The following is a 24,119-nucleotide window of genomic DNA, read 5'->3' on the forward strand; positions in this document are numbered from 1 at the left end:
CCTGAAATATTTCGAAACCCGATTTCAATAGAAGCCGGCCCCTGCCCTCCGCCAAGCTGCATGGAACGGTCACACGACACCAGAATGGCCGCCAAATCAGACATCCAACAGAGAGTGACACATGCGTAGATCCCCTATCCTGACCCCCGCCCTGATCTGTCTTATGGCCGGCGCCGCGCCGCTGCCCGTGCTGGCCCAGTCCGACGAACCGATCAAGATTGTCGAGAACAACTGGACCAGCCAGCTCGTGCTGTCGCGGATCTCGGGCATGCTGCTGGAAAAGGGCGGCTACAGTGTCGAATACCGCCCCGCCGACAACCAGCTGCAATTCGTCGCCATCGGCAATGGTGACATGCATCTTCAGATCGAGGTCTGGGAAGGCACGCACCGCACTTCGTTCCAGCGCCAGCTCGATGCCGGGCGGATGGTGGATGCCGGCAACCACGATGCGGTCACCCGCGAGGACTGGTGGTATCCGAGCTATATGGAGGAAAGCTGCCCGGGCCTGCCGGACTATGAGGCCCTGACCGCCTGTAGCGCGCTTTTTGCGACGCCGGAGACGGCGCCCAAGGGCCGCTATCTGGGCGGACCGGTGGACTGGGAAAAGCCCGATCCGGAGCGCATCGAGGCGCTTGGGCTGGCGTTCGAGGTGGTCAATGCCGGCCAGGCCTCGACGCTCTGGGCCGAGCTCGATGCCGCCTATCGCCGCGAAGAGCCCATCGTGCTGTTCAACTGGACGCCGAACTGGGTCGAGGCGCGCTATGACGGCAAGTTCATCGAGTTTCCCGCCTACGACCCCGCCTGCGAGAGCGATCCTTCCTGGGGCATCAATCCCGACAAGACCCATGATTGCGGCAATCCCAGCGCCGGCTGGCTGAAAAAGGGCGTCTGGGCCGGCATGGAAGAGACATGGCCGGGGGCCTTCGAGATCGTCGAGAAGATCAATTTCACCAACGCCCATATCGCCGAGGCCGCGGCGATGGTCGATGTCGACGGGCTCACACCCGAGGGCGCGGCGGAGAAATGGATCGCCGAGAACGAGAACGTCTGGAACGCCTGGCTCGACTGACCTGTCGGGCCCGCGCGCCGGGCGGGCGCCTTTGTGCCCGCCCAAACCGGAACTCTCATTCGGGCGACCACCACAATGAACATGCCAGTCAAGCTTTCCTGCCGGGGCCTTTGGAAGGTCTTCGGCCCCCGGCCGCATGCCTTTCTCGAACGCCACGACCACCGCCCCGCCGAGGCCGATTTCGCCGCCTCGCATCATGTCGGCGCGGTGCGCGATGTCTCCTTCGATGTGCATGAAGGCGAGATTCTCGTCATCATGGGGCTGAGCGGCTCGGGAAAATCCACACTTATCCGCTGCCTGACGCGGCTCATCGAGCCCACGGCCGGGCGCATGGAATTCGAAAACCGCGACCTGCTGAAGCTGAGCCGGGTCGAGCATCTCCGGCTGCGCCGCGACAAGCTTGGCATGGTGTTCCAGCATTTCGGCCTGCTGCCGCACCGAACTGCCCTCGACAACGTTGCCTTCCCGCTCGAGGTGAAGGGGGTCGACAAGGAGGCCCGCCGGGCGATCGCGCGGCGCTACCTGTCGATTGTCGGGCTCGACGGCAAGGAGGCGTTCTATCCGCGCGAGCTGTCGGGCGGCCAGAAACAGCGCGTGGGCATCGCGCGGTCGCTGACCACCGATCCCGAAATCTGGTTTCTCGACGAACCGTTCTCGGCGCTCGATCCGCTGATCCGGCGGGATCTTCAGGACGAGTTTCTCAAGCTGCAAAAACAGCTTCACAAGACGATCATCTTCATTACCCACGACTTTTCCGAAGCGCTGCGCGTGGCGGACCGGATCGCGATCATGAAGGACGGGCGGATCATCCAGCTCGATACGCCGGAAAACATCGTGCTGCGCCCCGCCGACGGGTATGTTGCCCGGTTCGGGGCGGATACGCCCAAGGATAGCGTGCTGTCCGCCGGCGCCATCGCCGATACCGCGCTGCCGGAGCGTCTGCCGCCGCGCCGTGTCTACGATCACCAGAAGCTCTCGGACATCGCGCCCGACATGCTGCTTGACGGCGAGGACCGGCTGGTGCTCGACGCGGCGGACCTTCCTGCGGGTATTCTCACGCGCCGGCATCTGGTGTCGGCCGTTTTTGGGGGGCGGACATCATGAGCAGCGAAAGTACGACCGACCCCATCTCCGCCCGTGGTGCGACGGGTCTCTCTGCCTCCGGCCGCAGGGCCGCCGCCTGCGCGGGGCTGCTGCTGGCCACGGTCGCGGCGGCGCTGTTTCTCAACAGCGTGGACTGGGCGCGGGACTATCCCGCCGCCTGGGAACTGCCGCTTGCGGCAAAGATCACCCGGTTCTTCGAGTGGCTCGGCTACGAGGCGGATTTCGGCCTCTTCACCTTTCGCGAGGCGACGCGCGCCCTTTCCTGGTTGCTGCAACAGCCACTTGATCTGACCGAGGCGCTGCTTGTCGGCGACGCCGGTGAGGGCGGCTGGCTCCTGCCGCTGCCCTGGATCACCGTGCTGGGTGCCTTTGCGCTGGCCGGCGTCCTTCTGGGCGGGCCCCGTCTGGGCGCGCTGCTCGCCGGCAGTTGCGCGTTCCTTGCCGGTTTCGGCATGTGGGAGCCGGCGATGCATACGCTGGCGCTGGTGCTGGTGATCGTGCCGCTCTCGGTCCTCGCCGGCACTGCCGCCGGGCTGGTTCTGTTCGCCTCGCGGCGGCTGGAGCGGGGGCTGACCCCGGTGCTCGACGTGATGCAGAGCACGCCGCATTTTGCCTATCTCGCCCCGATCGTCGTGCTGTTCGGCTTTGGACAGGTGCCGGCGCTGATCGCCACGGTGATCTTTGCCGCGCCGCCGATGATCCGCTGCACGCTGATCGGGCTGCGCTCGGTGCCCTCCGAGCTGATCGAGGCCGGCGCCATTGCTGGTTGCACGCGCTGGCAGATGCTGGCCAAGATCCGCTTTCCGGCAGCGGCCCCGACACTGCTGCTCGGGGTGAATCAGGTCATCATGCAGACCCTGGCCATGGTGGTGATCGCCTCGCTGATCGGCGCCGCCGGGCTCGGGCATAACCTGCTCATCGCGCTCAATTCGCTGCGGCTCGGCGCTGCGCTCGAGCTGGGTGCCGCCATTGTCGTGCTGGCGGTGGCGCTCGACCGGCTGAGCCTCGCCGCGTCGCGCTACGATCCGTTCCGCCGTGGCGAGACCGTCCGCCGGCGGCGACTGCTCATGATCGGCGCCGGCATGCTGGCTGTCAGCCTCGCGGCTGCCTGGCTGTTCGACGGGCTTCGCAGCTTTCCGCCGGAACAGGCGGTCAGCACGGCTGCGTTCTGGGATGCGCTTGTGATCCGTATCTCCGATGCCTGGTACGAGGAGCTGCGGGCGCTGAAGACCGTGCTGCTGGTCTATCTGTTCATCCCGGTGCGCGACACGCTGCAATGGTTGCCCTGGCCGGTGGTGATCGCGCTGACGGCGGCGCTCGGTTACCGGGTCGGGGGCGCCGGGCTGGCGCTGACCGTCGCGCTGCTCGCCGCCTTTCCGCTGGTGACCGGCTTCTGGGTCGAGACCATGACCACGCTCTACATGATCGGCATGGCGGTGATCGCCAGCATTGCCATCGGGTTCCCGCTCGGTCTGCTGGCCTCGCGCAGCGATGCCGGGTCGCGCGCCATCCTGCTGGTCTGCGACACGCTTCAGACCTTTCCGTCCTTCGTCTACCTGATCCCGGTGGTGATGCTGTTCAAGGTCGGCGATGTGGCGGCGATCACCGCGGTCATCGCCTATGCCACGGTGCCGATGATCCGCTACACCAATCTCGGCCTGCGCCGTGTCTCGCCCCAGACCAAGGAGGCCGCGGAGGCCATCGGCTGTTCCCGGACGCAGCGGCTGTGGAAGGTCGAGCTGCCGCTGGCGCTGCCCGAAATCATGCTGGGGCTGAACCAGACCATCCTGATGGGGCTGTTCATGGTCGCCATCGCGGCGCTGGTCGGCACCAAGGATCTGGGACAGCAGATTTCCCGCGCGCTTTCCGACGGCGATACCGGGCGGGGCCTGATCGCGGGGCTGTGCATCGCCTGCCTGGGCATCATCGCCGACCGTATCCTGCGCAGCATGAGCCGCCGCCGCAGCGCCGCGCTCGGCCTGACCGGCTGAGGGCCCAACGCAAGGAGCAATATCATGAGCATTTACGACACCCAGACCAGCCGCTGGCATCACCTCGTCGAGCCGGGCATTTCGCTCTGGCAGCAGGGCATCGAGCGCGACGAGATCGTCTCGCGCGCGCTGGCGGTCGTCTCCCTCAGGGCCGGCGATCACCTGCATCTGGTGGCGATTGAAGGCGGCCAGCCCTGCGAGCTTCTGTTTGTGACAGCGGCGGGCCGAGCCGATCCCGCCGGGCTCGAACCGCTTTCCGGCGAGCCGCGCATGGCGGTTTTCGACAGCGGGCAGGGCTCAGAGCGTTTCGACGGCGCGGCCCTTGCGGCGCTGCGCGGAATGGCCCGGCGCATGCAGCTCGATCCCGCCGGGCGACAGGTGCGCCGCGTGTTCGACGACGACCCCGCCCCCGGCGCTGTCGCGGGCTTTGCCGCCGTCGAGGACGGGCTCTGCCTGATCGCGGCCCCGGCGCCCGCGATGTCGCTTTGCGGCGCCCACGCGCCGTCGCGGGTGGAGCTGCTGACGCGGCGCGCAGACCCCGCCGCGTCGCCGCTCATGGCGTTGCCCGAGCCGCTGGCGGACCCGTTGCAGGAGATCCATGTCCCGCATTCGACGGCGGTTTCCTACGAAGTGCGGGCGGGTGACTATATCCAGATCATCGACGTGTCGGGGCGGCAATGCTCCGATTTTCAGGCCCTGACACTGCGCGGGCTCGATGCCGGGCGCGAGCTGGAGATCCACCACACCACGACGCGCTCTCTGATGGGGGCGGCCTATCCGGCACCGGGGCTGCATTCGCGGTTCTTCAACGTCGCGCAGGAGCCGATGTTCGAGGTGATCCGCGATACCGTCGGGCGGCACGACACCTTCGGGCTGGCCTGTTTCGCGCGGTTCTACGAAGAGCTCGGCTATCCCGGGCACGTCAACTGCACCGACAATATCAACGCACGGCTGACGCCTTATGGCGTGGCACCGCGCGCGGGCTGGGAGGCGGTGAACTTCTTCTTCAACTCCCGCGCCGAGCACGACAATGCGCTGTCCTTCGACGAGGCCTGGTCGCGGCCCGGCGATTACGTGCTGCTGCGGGCGCTGACCGATTGCGTCTGCCTGACGACCTCCTGTCCGAACGATCTCGACCCGGCGAACGGGTGGAACCCGACCGACATTCATGTGCGCACCTACGGCGCGAAAAACCTCTTCTCCAGATCCGTGGCGGTACGAATGACTCCCGAAGCCAAGCCCAGCCTGACACGGCAAACGCCGTTCCATGAAAAGACCTCCGCTCTGACCGCGCACTATGTCGAGGCCGGCGAGGTCTGGTTGCCCGCCACCTATCGCAACCACGGCGCGGTGGCGGAATATCATGCCTGCCGGGAAAAGGCGGTGATGATGGATCTGTCCTCGCTGCACAAATTCGAGGTGACCGGTCCCGATGCCGAGGCGTTGATGATCCTGGCGCTCACACGCAATGTGCGGCGCATGTCTGTGGGCGAGGTGGTCTATTCCGCCATGTGCCACGAGACCGGTGGCATGATCGACGACGGCACGCTGTTCCGGATGGGCGACGATCTGTTCCGCTGGGTCTGCGCCGACGCCTATTGCGGCGTCTGGCTGCGCAGGCTGGCCGAGGAGAACGGGTTCAAGGCCTGGGTGCGGCCCTCGACGGAGGCGCTTGCCAACCTTTCGGTGCAGGGACCGGAGAGCCGCCGTATCCTCGAAGAGATCGTCTGGACCCGCGACGACGAAACGCCGCTGGCCGAGCTGGGATGTTTCCGCTTTTCGGTGGCGCGGCTGGGTGGCTTCGGCGGCATTCCCGTGGTGGTCTCGCGCACCGGCTATACCGGTGAACTGGGATACGAGATCTTTTGCCACAGCGGCGACGCGCCCGCCGTCTGGGACGCGGTTGCCGAAGCGGGTGCGGGGGTCGGCATTCTGCCCTGCGGGCTTGAGGCGATGGAGATGCTGCGCGTCGAGGCGGGGCTGGTCATGGCGCATGCGGAGTTCGACGGCACCACAGATCCGTTCGAGGCGGGCATCGGCTTTACCGTGCCGCTGAAGTCCAAGACGGACGCCTTTGTCGGACGCGACGCGCTGGTGAAACGCAAGGAGCAGGGCCGCTTCCGCCTCGCCGGCCTGGAACTGGCCGGCAATGAGACGGCGCAGCATGGCGATCCGATCTTTGTCGGGCGGGCGGAGATCGGCGTGGTGACCAGCTGTGTGCGCTCGCCGTTGCTGAAAAAGACCGTCGCGCTCTGCCGGCTCGACCGGGACTATGCGGAGGAGGGCAGGGCGGTGGAGATCGGCCAGCTCGACCATCACCAGAAACGGCTCCGCGCACATGTCGTGCCGTTTCCCTTCTACGATCCGCAGCGGACGCGGTTGCGGTCGTGAGCGCAGTGCAGTTGCGTCACGCGGAGCGCTGTAAGATAACGCCGGCGCAGCTGGAAAATCACGCGATGTCCCCTGACCTCAAGACGATCCTCATCATCGACGACGATCCCGGCATCCGGGGTCTGCTGACCGATTACCTTGAGGATCAGGGCTTTCAGGCCGAGGCCTTTGCCACCTGCCGTTCCGCCGAGGCGCGTCTGCGCAGGGGTTCGGCCGATCTTGTGCTGCTGGATCTCAAGCTGCCCAGCGAAAGCGGGCTGGTCTTTCTTCAGGAGCTGCGGCGCAGCATGCAGACACCGGTGATCATGCTGACCGGCGCCAGCGAGGAAGCCGACCGGATCGTCGGGCTCGAACTAGGGGCCGACGATTACGTCACCAAGCCCTTCAGCCCGCGCGAGTTGCTGGCGCGGGTGCGCGCGGTGTTGCGCCGCAGCGGCCCGGTGGCGGAGGCCGCGCCCGACCCGGCGCCCCTTGCCTCTGAGTCCTATACTTTCAGCGGCTGGACACTGAAGGTCATCGGGCGGCGTCTGATCAGCCCGCTGGGCACGACCGTCAACCTCTCGAACCACGAGTTCAACCTGCTATGCGCGCTCAGCCGGAACATGAACACGCCGCTGTCGCGCAACGAGCTGATCGACCTCAGCCGGGTCAGCGGCGACGAGGTGTTCGACCGGAGCGTCGATGTGCTGATTTTCCGGCTGCGGCAGAAGATCGAGCCCGACCCGGCCTCGCCGCAGACGCTGAAGACGGTGCGCAATGTCGGCTATGTGCTGGTCGATGGCGGCGGTCCCGATGCGCCGTCGGAGGGGGCCTAGGGATCAGTGGCGCGGCAGGCGCAGGTCCAGATCGGCCAGCAGATCGTCATAGGCGGCATCCGGGGCGCGATCCGTCACCAGGATGTCGTCGGGCCGCATCACCGGCATGCGCAGCGGCGCGTTGGCCTTGCGGGCCATCCACTTGCTGTGATCGACCGCCATGATGCGGCGGTCGGCGATGCGCGACATGGCAATTGCCATGTCCACCTCGTGCTGGTCGTTGGCGAGAAAGCCCAGCTCGGGATGCACCAGCGACGCGCTGAGGATCGTCATGTCGACGGTAAAGCGCGACACGACCTCAAAGGCTGACTGGTCGAAGGCCGCGCCGTCATGGCTGCGCAGCTGGGTGCCGGCCATATAGACCTGATTGCCCTCGCTCAGCGCCAAAACCGCGGCGATATGCGCTGAATTCGTCACCACCGTCAGATCCCGATGCTGACTCAGCGCCTGCGCCACGAAGCTCGATGTCGAGCCGGTGTCGATGGCCAGCGTCGCGCCATTCGGTACGACCTCGGCGACGGTGCGGGCGATGATCGCCTTTTCCTGTCGGTTGGCCACCAGCCGTTTCGTCAGCGGCGGGTCATTGGATTCGTTCACCGCGACGATGGCGCCATGCACCTTGCGGATCTCGCCACGCTCCACCATCGGCTTGACGATTCGCCGGATCGTCTGGTCGGTGACCTTCAGCTGATCGGCCAGCGCCATGACCGAGACGGTGCCATGCAGCGCAACCGTGTCGAGGATTTCTTTCTCGTATTTCGACATTCCGCGCGTTTCTATGTTGATTTTGCTTCATTCTAAGGCGTCAGCGGGCAGGTTCAACGGCCAATAAAAACATAAATCAACATTTATGTTTACTTGTCGTCGATATTGGGTTGAAATTCCAACAAATCCAACAGGAGTTGCAACACATGTCCCAACACGCGACGAAACACCTCATCATCGGCGGCGGCATTATCGGCTGTTCGGTCGCCTATCACCTCGCCCGCGCCGGCGAGAAGGATGTCGTGGTTCTCGAAAAGGCCGCGATCACCGAGGGGGCGACCTGGCATGCCGCCGGTCTCGTCGGTCAGCTCCGCTCCAGCCGCAACACCACGCGGATGCTGAAGAAATCCGTCGAGCTCTACGACCGGCTCGAGGCAGAGACCGGCATGGCCTTTGACTGGAAGAAAGTCGGCAGCCTGCGGCTCGCGGCCACCAAGGACCGGCTGCTGGAGGCCAAGCGGCTCGCCACCATGGCGCAGAGCTTCGATCTGGAGATGCATATCATCACGCCCGACGAGGCCAAGGATCTCTTCCCTTATATCAATGCCGAGGGGCTCGAAGGCGCGGCCTTCATCCCGTCCGACGGGCATGTGGACCCGGCCAGCCTCTGCCAGGCCATCGCCGCTGGCGCCCGCCGAAACGGCGCGCAGATCCGCCAGGGCGTGAAGGTGCTGGATTTCATCGTCGAGAACGGCCGGGTGACCGGGGTCGAAACCTCCGAGGGCACCTGGACCGCCGAGACGGTGACCGTCGCCGCCGGCATGTGGAGTCGCGAGATCGGCGCCAAGCTGGGGCTGCATGTGCCGGCCTGCGCCGTCGAGCACCAGTATATCGTGACCGAGCCGCTGCCCGATACCGACAGCGTCAAGACCCTGCCGACGCTGCGCGATCCGGAACGGCTGGTCTATTACAAACCCGATGCCGGCGGGCGGCTGGTGATCGGCGGCTACGAGGAGGGCACGCTGCCCTTTGGCGACGACGGCATTCCCGGAGAATTCGTGCGCCAGCTCTTGCCCGACAATCTCGACCGCTTCGGCCCGCTGGCCGAGCTTGCCGCCGAGGTCACGCCGGTGATCAACGAGGTGGGCATCCGCTCGGTCATCAACGGGCCGATCCCTTATTCGGCGGATGGCGATTTCGTGCTGGGCTGGCAGCCGGGCTTCGACAACCTGATGATGGCGACAGGTTTCCTCTACGGTATCGCCGCCGGCGGCGGGGCCGGCGAGATGATCGCCGAATGGATCCTCGAAGGCCGCCCGAGCCTCGATCTCTGGCCGCTGGATGTGCGCCGCTTCTCGCCGCATCACGGCACCAGGCGCTTTATGTATCCGCGCGCGGTGGAGCATTACGAATACCACTACAAACAGCGCTATCCGGGCCAGGAATATCAGACCGCCCGCAATCTGCGCCTGTCGCCGCTGCATGACCGGCTCGATGAAATGGGCGCGATCTTCGGCTCCAAGAACGGCTGGGAGCGCCCGCTCTGGTTCGCTCCGGAAGGCGTCGAGCAGAAAGACCAGCTCGCCTTTATCGATCCCGGTTACAAGAAATACGTCGCCGAAGAGCACCGCGCGGTGCGCGAGGGCGTGGCGCTGATCGACCAGACCTCTTTCTCGAAATTCGAGCTGATCGGCCCCGGCGCGCTCGACCTGCTGCAACGGCTGGCCGCCTGCAACATGGACAAGCCCGTGGGCGCGGTGATCTATGCGCAGTTCTGCAACGAGACCGGCGGCACCGAGGCGGATATCACCATCACCCGCACCGGCGAGCAGAGCTTCTATCTCGTCACCGGCTCGGGCTTTGGCGTGCATGACAGCGACTGGATCCGCCGCCACATGCCCGATGACGGTTCGGTGCATCTGATCGAGCTGACCTCGGGCCGCGCGGTGATCAATATCGTCGGGCCAAAGGCGCGCGAGGTGCTGCAAAGCGTGTCGGAAAACGATCTGTCGAACGAGGCCTTCCCCTTTGCCACCGCGCAGGAGATCGTCGTCGGCATGGCGGTCGTCCGGGCCGCGCGCATCGGCTATGTGGGCGAGCTCGGCTGGGAGCTGCATGTGCCCACGGAATTCGCCCGCCATGTCTATGACACGCTCTGGGAGGCGGGGCAGGCGCATGACATCCGCAATGTCGGCTACCGCGCCATCGAGAGCCTGCGGCTGGAGAAGGGCTATATCTACTGGTCGGGCGATCTGACGCCGGATTACACGCCCATCGAGGCCGGTCTGGGCTTTCGTGTGCATCTGAAGGCCAAGGGCGATTTCATGGGCCGCGCGGTGCTGGAAAAGCAGAAGACCGAAGGCCCTGAACAGATGCTCTGCACCTTCGTAACAGATGCGCAGCTGCCGGTGTCGGGCGGCGAGCCGATCCTGCTGAACGGCGAGACGGTGTCGCTCGCCACCTCCGCCGGGCGCGGTTATTCGGTCGGGAAAACCATCCTGATGGGGTACCTTCCCAAGGCGCTTGCCAAGGAGACCGCCTTCGAATGCGTCGTTTTCGGCGACACACATGCCGTCACCCGCGTCGACGGCCCGCTTTACGATCCGGAAAACAAACGCCTCAAGGCGTAAACGCGATCGCAAGGCCTGCCGAACCGGCCTGCCCGGTTCGGCCACACAAAAAAGAACGCCACAGGGAGGCGAACAATGCCGGAAAACCACAAAACCATCATCCTCAAAGCCCTGGCGCAGACGCCGGGCTATGCCGATCTGCCCGAGAGCGCGCTGACCATCACCCGTCAGGGCGGGCTGACCAATCTGGTCTTTCGCGTCGATGCCGAAGGGATGACGCCGGTCGTCGTGCGCGTGCCGGGCGCCGGGACCGAGGAATATATCGACCGTGCCGCCGAGCTCGCCAATGCCCAGGCGGCGGCGCGTGCGGGCGTGTCGCCGCAGATCCTTTACAGTGCGCCCGAAGAGGGGCTGCTGGTGATGGATTGCGTCGAGAACATCGTCACGATGACGCCGGAGAATTTCGCCAGCATCGCCGGCAGCCCCGCCCGCGCCGGTGCCGCGCTGCGCCAGCTCCACGGCTCGGGCGAGGTCTTTGCCGGCCGGTTCGAGCTGTTCGCGATGATCGAGGAATATCTCGCGGTGCTGGGCAAAAAGGGCAACGTGCAACTGCCCGAGGGCTATCACGACGTGGTCGCCTCTGCCGGGCCGATCCGCGAGGCGCTGGATGCCAACCCGGCCGAGCTTGCGCCCTGCCATTGCGATCCGCTCTGCGAGAATTTTCTCGATGACGGTGAAAAGATGTGGATCGTCGATTTCGAATATGGCGGCATGAACGATCCGCTCTGGGATCTGGGCGATCTCAGCGTCGAGGGCCACTTCACCGACGCGATGGACCGGGAGATGCTGGAGGCCTATTTCGGGCGCAGTCCGACAGCCGCCGAGATGGGCCGGGTCGTTGTCTACAAGGCGATGTGCGATCTGCTCTGGACGCTCTGGGGCCTGATCCAGTTCGCCGACGGCAACACCGCCGAGGATTTCTGGGACTACGCAACCACGCGCTTTGCCCGCTGCAAGGCGTTGATGAATACGCCGTCTTTCGACACGCATGTCGCGGCTCTGCGCGGCTGACACGCGGTCTGTGGGAACGCCGCTGCGGCTCGGTGTTTCAACATCTGGCAACCGCTATAGCAAAAAACGTGTCTCGGCCCCCAAAGGGGCCGAGACCGGCGCATCGCCCGAGCCGAACAGGAGAGGGTCCGTCCGGCTCTCGGGCTGATCCACGCAACTGGCCTGTCGTGCCTCTTACTGACACACACAGGCCAATCGAGCTTCGGCCAGCTAGTTTCGGCCAGGCACTTGCAGCCCCATGTCGACATCGTCCTCAAGAACCGTATCGCCCTCGAGATTTGCCTTTCTGGCCTCAAGCTCCCGCGCACTGGGAAACAGCTTGCTGAAGATGATCGGCCACATCCCCGCGATCATCATCACGATCCCGAAAAAAGCTGTCGTCCGCATGAAGCCGTCTTCCCCGCCTTCGAAGAAGAGCCCGGCGACATAGGGCCCGACGAAACCGCCCAGGTTGCCCACGCCGTTGATCAGCGCGAGACCACCGGCGGCAGCTGTCGCGCTCAGCACGCTGGTAGGCGACGGCCACCAGAGCGCCGCGAAGGTGAACGAACAGGAGACGGCGATACACAGAGCGGCATAGGCCACGACCGAAGACGGGCTCAGCAGGCTCAGCAGCAGGGCGGCGCCCGAGGTCAGGCCGAGCGTGGCGAGGTGCCAGCGCCGGTCGCCCGTCTTGTCCTGGGTCCAGCCCAGAATGTAGAGCGTACACATCGCAAAGGCGAAGGGCACACCGGCCAGGATGCCGTTTTCGAGCGAGGTCAGCGACGGGAACCCGTGCTGAATGAGCTGCGGCAGCCACATCAGGATGCCGAGCATCCCCATGCCCATGGCGAAGAGGCCAAGGCTGTAGATCCAGACCGGCGGCGTTTTGAGCGCCTGGAGCAGGCTGCTCGTGCCGTGTTCACGCGAGTTCTGCGCGCGGCGTTCGAGCTCCAGCTCCTCCAACAGCGCCGTCTTCTGGTGCTCTGTCAGCCATTTCGCCTGTTGCGGAGCATTGGGAACGCCCATCGCCCAGTAGACACCGAAGCACACGGTGACAACGCCCTCGACGATGAACAGCCATTGCCATCCCTCGAAGCCGCCATATTCGATCCCGAGCAGGAACCCGGAAATCGGCCCGCCGACAAGACCGGCGAGAGGCACCGAAAGCAGGAAAAGCGAATAGGCCCGGCCCCGACGCGCCTGCGGCACCCACAGTGTAATGAGATAAAGCATCGCCGGCGTATATCCGCCTTCGAAAACACCCATAAGGAAACGCAATAATATAAGGCTGGTTGAATCGGTAACAAAAGCCAGGCAGCCGGTGGTGAGACCCCAGCAGACGATCAACCCGGACACCCATCGCGTCGCACCGATTTTTTCCAGAAGAAGATTGCTCGGTATTTCGATGAGCGCATATCCGACAAAGAAAATGCCAGCCGCCAGACCGAATGCTTCCGGAGTCAGGCCGATGGAATCGCGCATCGGAAGAGCGGCATAGGAAATACCGGATCTGTCGATATTCATGATCAGCTGCCCCATGAAAAAGAATGGCAGCAAATTTATGGATATTTTATAGAAAATATCCTGGTTCTTCTCTGATGACATGTTGTTCTCCTCCTCCTTGATTCCGTGCAGATTGCACGACCCCCCTCACCGCATGGCAGCCGAAAGCTGCGGCGTCTCCTCCTCGCCGCGTGTCTTCGAAACCGGCGCCGATGACGGCTCGCGATAATGTTCGGCGACAAAGACCGTGTGCTGCGCGATCTGGTCGAGATCGTCGCCCGGCCAGTCGGCCATGTTGTTGCCGAAATCGTCCGTGAGATAGTTCGTGCATTGGCCCGAGCTGTAGGCCCCGCGCGCATTGATCGTATCGGCGCGCTGCTTCCACTCGGTTTCCGCCTCCTCCAGCACCTCCAGCGCGGCAACACCCGCGTGCTCCATATGCGCGATGGCGGTGACGATGTAGTGGCTGGCGATCTCGCCGGTGCGCAGGCCGCCCAGCGATTTGGCACGCCCGTTGGGGCCGCCGCCGACCAGGAACAGGTTGGGGCACATGCTGACCTGAATGCCCTTGTAGGCCCGCGGATGCCCGCCCTGCGCCTCGGCCACGCTGAGCCCGTCGCGGCGCTGCACACGGTCGAGAATGCTGGTCCCCCAGCGGAAGCCCGTGGCCATCACGATCGTGTCCACCTCGAAGGCCCGCCCGCTGCGCGAGACCACGCCGTCCTCGGTGATCGCGCTGGCGGCCTCGGGCACCAGCTCCACATTGGGCTGTTGCAGGGCGCGGAACCAGTCGTCGCTCATGCCCGGTCGCTTGCAGCCGAAATTGTAATCCGGAGTCAGCAGCTTGCGCAGCTCGGGGTCGGGGACCTCCTGCTCCAGAAAGGCGAGGGCCTGCGCCTCGATCTCTGCAAACATGGCCTCCCGATCGGCATCGGGGTCGAGTTCGAGATCCGCGCGATAGCCGGCCCGGCGCCACTCCTCGTTCTCCCTCCGCTTCTTGCGGATATGGTCGATATTCGTCGCGATGAACGCGCGCTCTTCCTCGGTGAAGACTTTCTGGTTCTGCGGCAGGATCCAGTTCGGCGTGCGCTGAAAGACCACGACCTCGGCGCCGGCCCTCTGCATCGCCGGCACGATCTGAAGGCCGGACGATCCGCTGCCGATGACAGCGATCCGGTCGCCCTCGCCGGTATAGCCCGAGGGCCAGTGCTGCGAGTGGAAATAGCGCCCGCGAAAGCTGTCATAGCCGGGAATGACATTGCTGACCGCATCGTCGAGAAAGCCGGTCGCCAGGATCAGATGCCGCGCCCGGCGGGGCCCGCGCGTCGTCTCGACCTCCCAGGCCGCGCGCGCCTCGTCCCAGCGGCACGACGTCATTTCGACCTCGAATTCGGTCCGCTCATACATCCCGAGATCACGGGCAACCTTCTGGAAATAAGCGAGGATTTCCGGTTGCATCGGGAATTCCCGGGTCCAGGGCGTGCCGAGCGCGCATTCGAGCTGATAGTCCAGCGCCGGCGTGTCCACGCCGCATCCGGGGTAGCGGTTGACCCACCACGCGCCGCCGTAATCGCCATGCGCGGTGATGACCCGGTAATCGGTGATGCCCGCCTCGGCGAGCCGCGCCGCGACGGCGATTGCGTTGCCGCCGGAGCCGACGATAAGGACGTTCTCGATTTCTGTCATCGGTCTCAGATCTCCTGTCATTGCTGCGCGAACCTGAGGACGAGGGCGAGCGGCTCGGCATCGCCCACCCAGCGGGAGATGTGCCCGTTGCCGCCGGCATCGTCCATCAGGATGATCGAGCCCGCCCCGAAGCGGCGCTTTGTCCCGTCGCTGACCTCGACCTCGACCACGCTGGCGAGCACGACGATGAACTGCCGCGCCGGCGCCGGGTGCAGATAGCCGGTGGAGCTGTCCTCGAAGACCCGGCGCAGGGTCACTTCGACATCGCCGAGGGGCTCGGATTTACCGTCGACGCGGCCCTCCCACATCTGCACGGTGGTGAGCGCGAATTCTTCATCGACGAAAATGGAATCGCCGTTCTCCGCCACGCAGACGCGCACATAGGGCTGGCCGACGACGGGCGACACGGTTTGGCTTTCGGTGACGATCATCATGCGCATTCCGCCAGCGGCATCACCCGAAGACAGGCAGAGTCAGCAATAGCGCTGCGCAAAATTGCGCATGCGAATCCGTGGGTCATTTATTTCATCCTCCTGGGAGGGCTGAGGAAGGATCGACGCCACGCTTTTCCGGAAATCGTATCGGCTGTTTTGCGGCAAGAGACATCTCGTCCACTTGCATATGTTTCGCTCGGCGCATAGTAATACTGGCGCTCCGAATAGTGGATTCCGGAAACGTCGATGAAATAAACCTCATCGTCTGAACACGGCACGTTGTGTGTTCAGCACTGCGATGCGCTGCGAAAGAGCCTCCCGAACAAGCGGGTGGGATCCTCCCTTTTCCTCCATTCAGCCGGTCTGGCTGTTCCTCCTGATTTTGATTTTGACGAAAAACATATCGTTTGCAAATTGATATACAGGGGTGGTTTTATGCTCTTCATGAATACAGGGAGGGCGGCGTGACCAGCTGGAACAATCTGGACCTTAACCTACTGAAAATATTCGATGCGATATATCAGGAGCAGAGCGTTTCCGCAGCTGCGGACAGGCTCGGCATGACGCAACCGACCGTGTCCAACGCATTGAGCCGGCTGCGGCAGGCGCTTGGCGATCAGCTTTTCGTCCGTACGCGCCAGGGTATGGAGCCCACCCTGCTGGCCCAGTCGATTGCCGGCTCCGTTCAACAGGGGCTCAAGGAAATCTCGACCTCGATCCGGCAGGGGATGCCCTTCGATCCGTTGGAGACCGAGCGGACCTTCACCATGCTGTGTACCGATGTGGGCGAGGAGACCTATGTCGCCGCGATGATGAAAGTGCTCGAGACGTCGGCGCCGTATATTGATATCAAGGTATTGGAAGCGCCGCTCGACGAGTGCGAGAGCCTGCTCGAATACGGCTATGCGGATTTCGCCATCGGGCGGCTTGAGATCTCCGATCGGCACATGCGGGAACATATCGCCAGTTGCAGCTATTCCGTGCTGCTTTGTGCCGATTATGCCGAAGCGATTGGCGTAGCCGAAGGCGAAGTCATTCCGTTCGACCTCTATCTCGCGCAGCGGCATGTGAATGTCCTGCCCCGCGCCACGCCGTTGAATCAGCATCCGGTGGATCTGGCTCTGCGGGATTGCGACGGCCAACGCCGGATCGTCCTGACACTGCCGCATACATCGGTGCTGTCAGAGATCCTTCCCGGCACCACACTTCTGGCCACTGTGCCGGAGCCGGCCGTCGCCCCGGTCCGCTCCAAAGCCCGCCTGGTGCGGGCCAGGCTGCCGTTCGAGACGGCGCCTCTGGATATTCTGCTGATCTGGCATCGCCGCCAGCAGCTGGACAAGGGCCATAGCTGGATGCGGTCTCAGATCCGGTCCCTGCCGATGAGTTCCTGGAACATGAAGGACATGCGCGTCCCGGTGTAGGGTGCGGCAGACCGCCCGGTCATGCCGGGCTCGGATACTGGCCGAGGCCGGTCAGGACTGTTCCCGGTATGCGTGGCGGGATCATGTGATCCCGCCGAAGCAGACGTTCTTCAGTTCGAGGAAATCCTCGATGCCGTATTTCGATCCCTCGCGCCCGAGGCCCGATTGCTTGATCCCGCCGAACGGCGCGACCTCGGTCGAGATCAGGCCGGTGTTCACGCCGACCATGCCACTTTCCAACGCCTCGGCGACCCGCCAGACGCGGGAGAGATCGTTGGCGTAGAAATACGCGGCCAGGCCGAATTCGCTGTCATTGGCCATGTCGATCACCTCGGCCTCTGTTTCGAACCGGACGAGGGCCGCCAGCGGGCCAAAGGTTTCCTCACGGCAGACCAGCATATCGCGGGTCACGCCCGTCAGCACGGTCGGCGCAAAGAAGGCACCGCCGGCGTTCGATCGGGCGCCCCCGGTGCTGACCGTGGCCCCCTTGCCGACCGCGTCGGCGATATGCGCCTCGACCTTGGCGACGGCGGCCTCGTTGATCAGCGGGCCGGTGGTCACACCCTCTTCAAAGCCATTGCCGACATGCAATTGCCGGACAGCATCCTTCAGCTTTTCGGCAAAGGCGTCGTAGATGCCGGATTGCACGTAGATCCGGTTGGCGCAGACGCAGGTTTGACCATTATTGCGGAACTTGGCGATCATGGCGCCCTCGACCGCTGCATCGACATCGGCGTCGTCGAAGACGATGAAGGGCGCATTGCCGCCGAGTTCGAGCGACATCTTCTTGATCGTGCCCGCCGCCTGCTCCATCAGGATTTTGCCCACGCGGGTGGAGCCGGTGAAGGTGATCTTCCGCACTTTGGTGTTTGCGCAAAGCTCTTTGCCGACGCCCGAGGCATCGGTCGACGGGATGACGTTGAACACACCCGCGGGCAGGCCTGCGCGCTCGGCAAGAACCGCCATGGACAGCGCCGATAGCGGCGTCAGTTCCGCCGGGCGGGCGACAAAGGTGCAGCCGGCGGCCAAAGCAGGGCCGACCTTGCGCGCGATCATCGCGTTGGGGAAATTCCACGGGGTGATGGAGCCGACGACACCCACGGGCTGTTTCAGAACCATGATCCGGGTGTCGCGCTGATGGCCGGGGATCACGTCGCCATAGATGCGCTTGGCCTCTTCCGCGAACCATTCGATAAAGGAGGCGCCATATAGGATCTCTCCACGCGCCTCCGCCCAGGGCTTGCCCATCTCGGCGGTCAGGATCGTGGCCAGATCGTCCGCGTTCTCAAACATCAGATCGTGCCAGCGACGCAGGATCGCCGCGCGCTCCTTGCCGGTCATCGCAGCCCAGCCGGGGCCGGCGGCATGCGCCGCCTCCACCGCCCGCGCCGTTGCAGCCACATCCAGATCTGCAACCGAGGCAACAAGCTTCCCGGTCGCGGGATCAAACACGTCAAAGCGCGCCTCGCCCTCGATCCATGCGCCGTTCACATAGGCGCGGGTTTCCAGAAGGCTGGGGTCTTTCAGGGTCAGATTCATCAGGTCTTTCATCTCAGGCCCCTTTCACAGCGTCGATCGACGCCTCCAGAATGTCGAGCGCTTCGGCAAAGACGTCCTCGGGGATGGTCAGCGGCGCGAGGAAACGGATCACGTTGCCGTGGACCCCGCAGGTCAGCAGAACGAGCCCGCGTCTGAGCGCTTCAGCGCGAATGGCATTGGTCATTTCGGGGTTCGGCGCGCTGCCATCGGCGGTGTTGAACTCTGCCGCGACCATGAAACCGGGGCCGCGCACATCGACAATTTCCGGCACTCGCGACCGGATTTCGTTGAGCCGCTGTTTCAGACGCGATCCAAGGATATTGGCGCGATTGCAGAGGTTTTCTTCCTCGATCACGTCCAGCACCGCATGGGCGGCGGCGATGCCCAGGGGGTTGCCGCCATAGGTGCCCCCCAGCCCGCCGGGGGCCGCGGCGTCCATGATCTCGGCCCGGCCGGTGAGCGCGGCAAGCGGCAGGCCCCCGGCCAGACCTTTGGCCATGGTCGTGATGTCGGCGGCGACGTCATAGCCCTCCATCGCGAACAGGTGACCGGTGCGCGCGAAACCCGTCTGCACCTCATCCGCGATCAACAGGATGCCATGGGTGTCGCACAAGTCGCGCAGGGCGCGCATCAATTCGGCGGGCGCGGGATAGAAGCCACCCTCGCCCTGCACCGGCTCAAGGATGATCGCGGCCACGCGGTCGGGGTCGAGATCGGCCTTGAACAGCTTTTCGATCCCCGCCAGCGCATCGACCGTGGAGGTGCCATGCAGCTCGACCGGGAAGGGCACATGGAAGACATCGGGCATCATCGCGCCGAAGCCCTTCTTATAGGGGGCGACCTTGCCCGTCAGGCTCATCCCCATGAAGGTCCGGCCATGGAAGCCGCCGCCAAAGGCGATGATGGCGTTGCGACCGGTGGCGGCGCGGGCGACCTTGATGGCGTTTTCTACCGCCTCGGCCCCGGTGGTGACAAAGACGGTCTTTTTCTCGAAATCGCCGGGCACCTTGTCGTTCAGCCGTTCGGCCAGCCGGATGTAGTTCTCGTAAGGCAGGACCTGATGGCAGGTATGGGTGAAGGCCTCGGATTGGCGGCGCACCGCCTCCATCGCCTTAGGGTGGCAATGGCCGGTGTTCACCACGGCGATCCCGGCGGCAAAGTCGATATAGCGCTTGCCCTCGACGTCCCAGACTTCCGACCCGGAGGCACGTTCGACATAGACCTGCGTCTGCATGCCGACACCCCGAGAGATGGCGGCGTCGCGGCGGGCGGAGATTTCGGCATTCAGCATTGTTCCGTATCCTGGCTGGAGCGGGGGCAGGGCCCCGTCGATTGTGGTGGGCGGCAGGATATGGCGTTGAATTTTTGGCGAAAGTCTGTTTCTTTAATCATGTAAGTCACTGAATTATATATGGTGAAACAGAAATGTTGATCTATCATGAACGATACTAACAACGCGCCCGAGGAACGCGAGTTGGGTCTGCGCCTGCGGGCGGTGCGTGACCGGGCCGGACTGTCGCAGCGGGCACTTGCCAAAAAGACCGGCGTGCCCAACTCGACGATTTCGCTGATCGAGGCGGGAAAGATGAACCCGTCCGTCGGCGCGTTGCGGCGTATTCTAGATGGCGTGCCGATCAGCCTGTCGGAGTTCTTTGCCTTCGAGCCGGAGCGCGAGAAAACCAGCTTTTACGCCGCCGGGGAGCTGACCGAAATCGGCAAGGGCAAGGTGTCGCTGAAACAGGTCGGGGCGAGCCTCTTCGGGCGTCAGCTGATGATCCTTTACGAGACCTACGAGCTTGGCGCCGATACCGGTCGGGTGATGTATGGCCACGAGGGCGAGGAGGGCGGCATTGTGCTGTCCGGCCGGGTCGAGATCACCGTGGGCGAAGACCGCAAGATCCTCGGGCCGGGAGATGCCTATTACTTCGACAGCCGCGCGCCGCATCGCTTTCGCCAGGTGGGGCCCGAGAAATGCGTGCTGGTCAGCGCCTGCACCCCGCCGACCTTCTGAACACGGGCGCATGCCGGCCGGTCAGGTCTGGGCAAGCTCCAGGAGCAGGATGAAGAGTTCACGCTCTGTGGTGATATCGAGCTTGTAATACAGGCGATGCTTGTGGTTTCGCACGGTTCCGGCACTGATCTCCAGCGCGTCGGCGATGCGTGAATTCGGCTCTCCCTGAACCATCATGGAGACGATCTGCCGTTCCCGCGAGGTGAGCTGATATTTCACCTGAAGCTGGTCCACCAGATCGGCGGCTTCGAGCGCTGTATAGCCCGGCGATTTCTGCTCGACCGTCAGAACCTTTCCTTCCGGCGCGACCGGGTTGGTCTCCGAAAGTTCCGACCATTTCAGGATGAATTCCGTGCCGATCCCGGCTTCGCCGGATTTGCCCGTGCCCAGAAGGGCGTCGATCTCATGACGGATGTCCGGAGAGATCGCGCTGTTCCAGGAATCGTTCCTGAAGATCTCCCGGCCCCTGCGGTCCTGCACCAGCATGGAGATCTCGGAGTTCTTCAGATCCGTTGCGCCATAATTGACGAAGCTGAGACGGACATGTTGCTGATGCACCATGTTGATCGTGTCGAAGATGAGCTTGGCGCGAAAGATGTCCTGTTCGGAAAAGGTGCGCGAGGAAAGATCAATGCAGATCGCGACAAAGACTCCGTTGACGATCGGCAGCATGAAAATCAGCTCGTCGCGTATGTTCGCGGTGCGGAACATGGCGTCGTAAAAGAACGTATCAGCGCTGCCCCGGCGCAGCTCATCGAAGGTCAGGACGGGGTTCACGCGGCCTTCCCGCACCCGCCGGAGCAGCGGGTCGATCCGGTAATACTGGTCCAGATATTGCGAGACGGCAGCCTCTTCCATGGCATGGTTGGACAGGAATTCCGGCTTTGCGTGCATCGCGTAGCGAATGACCAGGTATCTGTCAGTATTGAAGAAACTGGCCAGTTCCCGGGCCAGAGAGGGGTAGAACATATCCTGGCCGCTGCGCGCGATTACCGTGCCGAGCGACACGAGAAAGTCGATCGCCAGTTTGTCTTTCATGCCGGTGTCGTCATCCTCTTGCATGCTTGCCCTGTTCTCTCCCTCCGGCATATGCCCGATCATCCGTCCGCGGCGATGGTGACGGTTGTCACCATACACATGTGCGCCGTCCTGGGGTTTGCTTGATTGCGTCAAAGCGCATCGCAACCGGGGACCGAATGCACCGTCATACCGTTCACACGATTCAGCAAACCCTCCTGAAACGGGAGCGCTCTGTTGCGGAGATTGTAGAGGATGCGCTGGCGCGGGCTGAAGAGGTCCAAAAGCACTGCAATGCCTTCACGCGCATCTTTGCGGAGGAGGCGCTGCAAAGTGCGCGGCGGGCGGACGAGGCTCTGGCCGGCGGAAAGCCCATGCGCGCGCTGGAAGGCGTCCCAGTCTGCATCAAGGATATGACGCCCATCGCCGGGCATCCCCCGACATATGGCACATGGGCGCGGGCGCGAAATGGTGCGCCGGGCGAGGCGGTGATCGTGTCTCGCCTGAAGCGGGCCGGCGCCATCGTTCTGGCCCGGACCACGACCGCCGAGCTGGCGTTTTCCAGCTTTACCGCGACAGAGCGTTACGGCGTCACGCGAAACCCCTGGGACGGTCGGCGGACCTCCGGCGGGTCGTCCGGTGGCAGCGCCGTTGCGGTGGCCGCGGGTGTGGTGCCACTGGCCGAAGGCTCCGACATGGGGGGCTCCGTGCGCATTCCCGCCGCCGCCTGTGGGGTGGCGGGTTTCAAGCCGAGCCTCGGGCGGATCCCGATGGATATTCTTCCCACGCCTTGCGATACGATCTCGCATTTCGGTCCGCTCGCGGGCTCCGTGCAGGATGCCGTCAGCTTTATGGCGGTGACCGCCGGGCACGCTCCGGCGGATCTGCTGAGCCAGAAGCGACCGTTCCGTATCACCGAGGCCGCGCCGGGATCTCTGCGCGGGCTGCGGATCGCCGCGTCGGTCGATCTTGGCTATTGCGATGTCTCTCCGGAGGTCTCGGAGACGTTTCACACCGTTCTGGACCGCCTGCGCGCGCATGGCGCCGATATCCGCGAAGTGCGCCTGCCCTGGACGCGCGCGGTCTACGATCTCTGGGCCACGCATTGGAACGCGCTGCTCTGCGCGATGGCCGAAGAGTTCGAAGACACCTCCCGGATGGGCGCGCCGCTTCGGCGCTGTCTCGCGCAGGGGCAGGCGGTCAGGGCGCGGGATCTGATGCAGGCGGACCGTCTGCGGAAGGCCATGGCAGCGGACATGGCCGGTATCTTCGAACACTGCGATGCCTTCCTCTGTCCCACGCTGGCGCGCCTCGCCCCCGACGCAGACAAGACCGATGCGGATTTCGAAGACGATCTGCCAGATGGTCGCTTTCATGCCTTCGACATGACGCACCCCTTCAACATGTTGTCGGCACATCCCGCCATATCCATGCCGGTGCGGCAGTCCGGAGATCTGCCGGTCGGTCTCCAGATCGTCGGTCCGGCCTATGAGGACGAGCGCACCCTGGCCCTGGCCGGCGCCGTCGAACGGATCTTTCCCCCGCTTCCCCTTCCCATGTTCTGAAAGGAGACAGATGTGACTCTGCCCAATATTCCCGATGCCGAGTTCGAAACCCGGCGCGAGCGCGCCCGTCAGATGGCGAAGGAGGCGGGTCTCGACGCGCTGGTGATCTGGTCGCGCAGCGGCAATTCGGTCGAGGCCTATGGCGATCTTTTCTACCTGACGAATTTCGTGTCGCTGTTCCCCTGCGTGCCCGACCGGAAAACCTGGAGCAGCCGGGGCCATGCGGCCCTGATCCTGCCGGTGGACGGCGCGCCGGTGCTTCTGACCGATTATCTCGACGATCCGGAAGACCGCATCAAGGTGACCGATGTCCGCTTTGCTCTCGATCTGGCTGCGGGCACCGGCAAGGCTCTGGCCGATATGGGGCTGCTGGACCGCCGGATCGGGATGGTGGGCATGATGTCCTATCTGGTCAGCGCGCATCAGCGCCTGGAAGCCGCCGCCGGACGCCCCGTCGCGTTCGAAAGCGCCGATCATATTCTCGAACATCTGCGGCTGATCAAGAGCCCGTCCGAGATCGCCATGCTGCGGCACTCCGCCAGCGTTGGGAAAAAATGGATGGATGCCACCATGGCGGCGCTGGTCGAGGGCAATACTGAAGGCGACGCGGTGGGCGCGGGGCTTGCGGTGCTGGCGGCCAATGGCGGTACGCAACAGGACATCGCCATTGCCAGCGGGCCGAACGCGATCCACTACATGGGCAGCTCAGGCGTGCCGCACTGGAACGTGCAGCGCGCGCTGGAGCCCGGTGATCTCGTCCATGTCGACCTCTGGGGGCCGGTCTTCGGCTATTATACCGATTTCGCCCGCTCCACCGTTGTCGGTGGCAAGCCCGATGGCGGGCAGAAAGAGCTGCTCGAAGGCAGCTGCGCGCTGATCCATCACATCATCGCCGGGATCGAACCGGGCAAAACCCGGTTCTGCGATCTCTACACGCGCGGCACCGCGTGGCTCGATGCCAACGGCTTTGCCAACCACAAAAGCACGGCGGACGAGACCAACAATTTCAGCCAGCAATTCCCGTGTTTCGGCCATGCCATCGGCCTCGGGATCGACGGGCCGTGGATCGTCGAGGACGAGCAGACCGTGATTCAGCCGAACATGACGATCGCGGTCGAGGCGCTGGTGTCGAAGCTCGGGGTTGGCGCTGCCAACTATGAAGAAGACGTGCTGGTGACCGATGAAGGCGCGGAAATCCTGACCTCGGCCTGCGACGGCGTGCGCTGGGGCTGAGGCCCGGACCGG

Annotated in this window: 18 protein-coding genes; 11 read left to right on the forward strand and 7 right to left on the reverse strand. The window is 64.2% G+C overall.

The features are described 5' to 3' along the window. Nucleotides 1–121: 121 nt before the first annotated feature. The 5 genes from Ga0080574_RS02120 (at nt 122) to Ga0080574_RS02140 (ending at nt 7,370) form a co-directional block, all read left to right on the forward strand. Complete coding sequence (locus Ga0080574_RS02120) at nt 122–1,069, forward strand: ABC transporter substrate-binding protein (protein ID WP_076694838.1); 948 nt, start codon at nt 122–124, stop codon at nt 1,067–1,069. A 75-nt stretch (nt 1,070–1,144) separates the two neighbouring features. Continuing rightward, nucleotides 1,145–2,173 (forward strand): quaternary amine ABC transporter ATP-binding protein, encoded by a 1,029-nt coding sequence (locus Ga0080574_RS02125; protein ID WP_076694839.1) that lies wholly within the window; start codon nt 1,145–1,147, stop codon nt 2,171–2,173. Then, on the forward strand, nt 2,170–4,164 hold the full coding sequence (locus Ga0080574_RS02130; protein WP_083716726.1) for an ABC transporter permease: 1,995 nt from the start codon (nt 2,170–2,172) through the stop codon (nt 4,162–4,164). The genes Ga0080574_RS02125 and Ga0080574_RS02130 overlap by 4 nt, the downstream gene beginning before the upstream one ends. A gap of 24 nt (nt 4,165–4,188) precedes the next feature. After that, entirely contained in the window at nt 4,189–6,555 is a 2,367-nt protein-coding gene (locus tag Ga0080574_RS02135; RefSeq protein WP_076694840.1) for a DUF1989 domain-containing protein, read from the forward strand. Nucleotides 6,556–6,620: 65 nt separating this feature from the next. Beyond that, on the forward strand, nt 6,621–7,370 hold the full coding sequence (locus Ga0080574_RS02140) for a response regulator (protein ID WP_076694842.1): 750 nt from the start codon (nt 6,621–6,623) through the stop codon (nt 7,368–7,370). A 3-nt stretch (nt 7,371–7,373) separates the two neighbouring features. Here Ga0080574_RS02140 and Ga0080574_RS02145 read toward each other — a convergent pair whose 3' ends face one another. Beyond that, nucleotides 7,374–8,135, reverse strand: coding sequence for a DeoR/GlpR family DNA-binding transcription regulator (locus tag Ga0080574_RS02145; RefSeq protein ID WP_076694845.1), 762 nt, complete (start codon nt 8,133–8,135; stop codon nt 7,374–7,376). A 146-nt stretch (nt 8,136–8,281) separates the two neighbouring features. Here Ga0080574_RS02145 and Ga0080574_RS02150 point away from each other — a divergent pair, with 146 nt between their 5' ends. Further along, nucleotides 8,282–10,705, forward strand: a complete 2,424-nt coding sequence (locus Ga0080574_RS02150; RefSeq protein ID WP_076694848.1) for a GcvT family protein — start codon at nt 8,282–8,284, stop codon at nt 10,703–10,705. Nucleotides 10,706–10,780: 75 nt separating this feature from the next. Next, nucleotides 10,781–11,716 carry a choline/ethanolamine kinase family protein gene (locus Ga0080574_RS02155; RefSeq protein WP_076694850.1) on the forward strand — a complete coding sequence of 312 codons (936 nt, stop codon included), beginning with the start codon at nt 10,781–10,783 and terminating at the stop codon, nt 11,714–11,716. A gap of 210 nt (nt 11,717–11,926) precedes the next feature. Here the strand turns inward: Ga0080574_RS02155 and Ga0080574_RS02160 are convergent, their stop codons facing one another. The 3 genes from Ga0080574_RS02160 to Ga0080574_RS02170 are packed head-to-tail and all read right to left on the reverse strand — an operon-like array spanning nt 11,927 to nt 15,321. Next, on the reverse strand, nt 11,927–13,303 hold the full coding sequence (locus Ga0080574_RS02160) for an MFS transporter (protein WP_076694852.1): 1,377 nt from the start codon (nt 13,301–13,303) through the stop codon (nt 11,927–11,929). Between the two features lie 45 nt (nt 13,304–13,348). Then, nucleotides 13,349–14,887, reverse strand: coding sequence for a flavin-containing monooxygenase (locus Ga0080574_RS02165; protein ID WP_076694854.1), 1,539 nt, complete (start codon nt 14,885–14,887; stop codon nt 13,349–13,351). A gap of 17 nt (nt 14,888–14,904) precedes the next feature. Further along, the gene (locus tag Ga0080574_RS02170; protein WP_076694856.1) at nt 14,905–15,321 is read right to left on the reverse strand and encodes a cupin domain-containing protein; all 417 of its coding nucleotides are present in this window, start codon (nt 15,319–15,321) and stop codon (nt 14,905–14,907) included. A 464-nt stretch (nt 15,322–15,785) separates the two neighbouring features. Between Ga0080574_RS02170 and Ga0080574_RS02175 the strand changes: the two genes are divergently transcribed. Next, complete coding sequence (locus Ga0080574_RS02175; RefSeq protein ID WP_076694859.1) at nt 15,786–16,742, forward strand: LysR family transcriptional regulator; 957 nt, start codon at nt 15,786–15,788, stop codon at nt 16,740–16,742. A gap of 81 nt (nt 16,743–16,823) precedes the next feature. Here Ga0080574_RS02175 and Ga0080574_RS02180 read toward each other — a convergent pair whose 3' ends face one another. Together Ga0080574_RS02180 and Ga0080574_RS02185 are read right to left on the reverse strand one after the other, a co-directional pair. Then, a complete protein-coding gene (locus Ga0080574_RS02180; RefSeq protein ID WP_076694862.1) occupies nt 16,824–18,293 on the reverse strand; it encodes an NAD-dependent succinate-semialdehyde dehydrogenase in 1,470 nt (489 codons plus the stop codon). Nucleotide 18,294: 1 nt separating this feature from the next. Further along, nucleotides 18,295–19,572: a 4-aminobutyrate--2-oxoglutarate transaminase gene (locus tag Ga0080574_RS02185; RefSeq protein ID WP_076694865.1), complete on the reverse strand. Its 1,278-nt coding sequence runs from the start codon at nt 19,570–19,572 to the stop codon at nt 18,295–18,297. Between the two features lie 147 nt (nt 19,573–19,719). Between Ga0080574_RS02185 and Ga0080574_RS02190 the strand changes: the two genes are divergently transcribed. Further along, nucleotides 19,720–20,292 carry a cupin domain-containing protein gene (locus Ga0080574_RS02190; protein WP_076694868.1) on the forward strand — a complete coding sequence of 191 codons (573 nt, stop codon included), beginning with the start codon at nt 19,720–19,722 and terminating at the stop codon, nt 20,290–20,292. Nucleotides 20,293–20,313: 21 nt separating this feature from the next. Here the strand turns inward: Ga0080574_RS02190 and Ga0080574_RS02195 are convergent, their stop codons facing one another. Further along, nucleotides 20,314–21,330 (reverse strand): LuxR C-terminal-related transcriptional regulator, encoded by a 1,017-nt coding sequence (locus Ga0080574_RS02195; protein ID WP_198039716.1) that lies wholly within the window; start codon nt 21,328–21,330, stop codon nt 20,314–20,316. Between the two features lie 158 nt (nt 21,331–21,488). On the opposite strand from Ga0080574_RS02195, the gene Ga0080574_RS02200 reads away from it, so the two are divergent. After that, nucleotides 21,489–22,874 (forward strand): amidase, encoded by a 1,386-nt coding sequence (locus Ga0080574_RS02200; protein WP_076694874.1) that lies wholly within the window; start codon nt 21,489–21,491, stop codon nt 22,872–22,874. A gap of 12 nt (nt 22,875–22,886) precedes the next feature. Further along, nucleotides 22,887–24,107, forward strand: coding sequence for a M24 family metallopeptidase (locus Ga0080574_RS02205; RefSeq protein WP_076694876.1), 1,221 nt, complete (start codon nt 22,887–22,889; stop codon nt 24,105–24,107). Nucleotides 24,108–24,119 lie beyond the last annotated feature (12 nt).

Source organism: Salipiger abyssi (assembly GCF_001975705.1).
Taxonomy (GTDB): domain Bacteria; phylum Pseudomonadota; class Alphaproteobacteria; order Rhodobacterales; family Rhodobacteraceae; genus Salipiger; species Salipiger abyssi.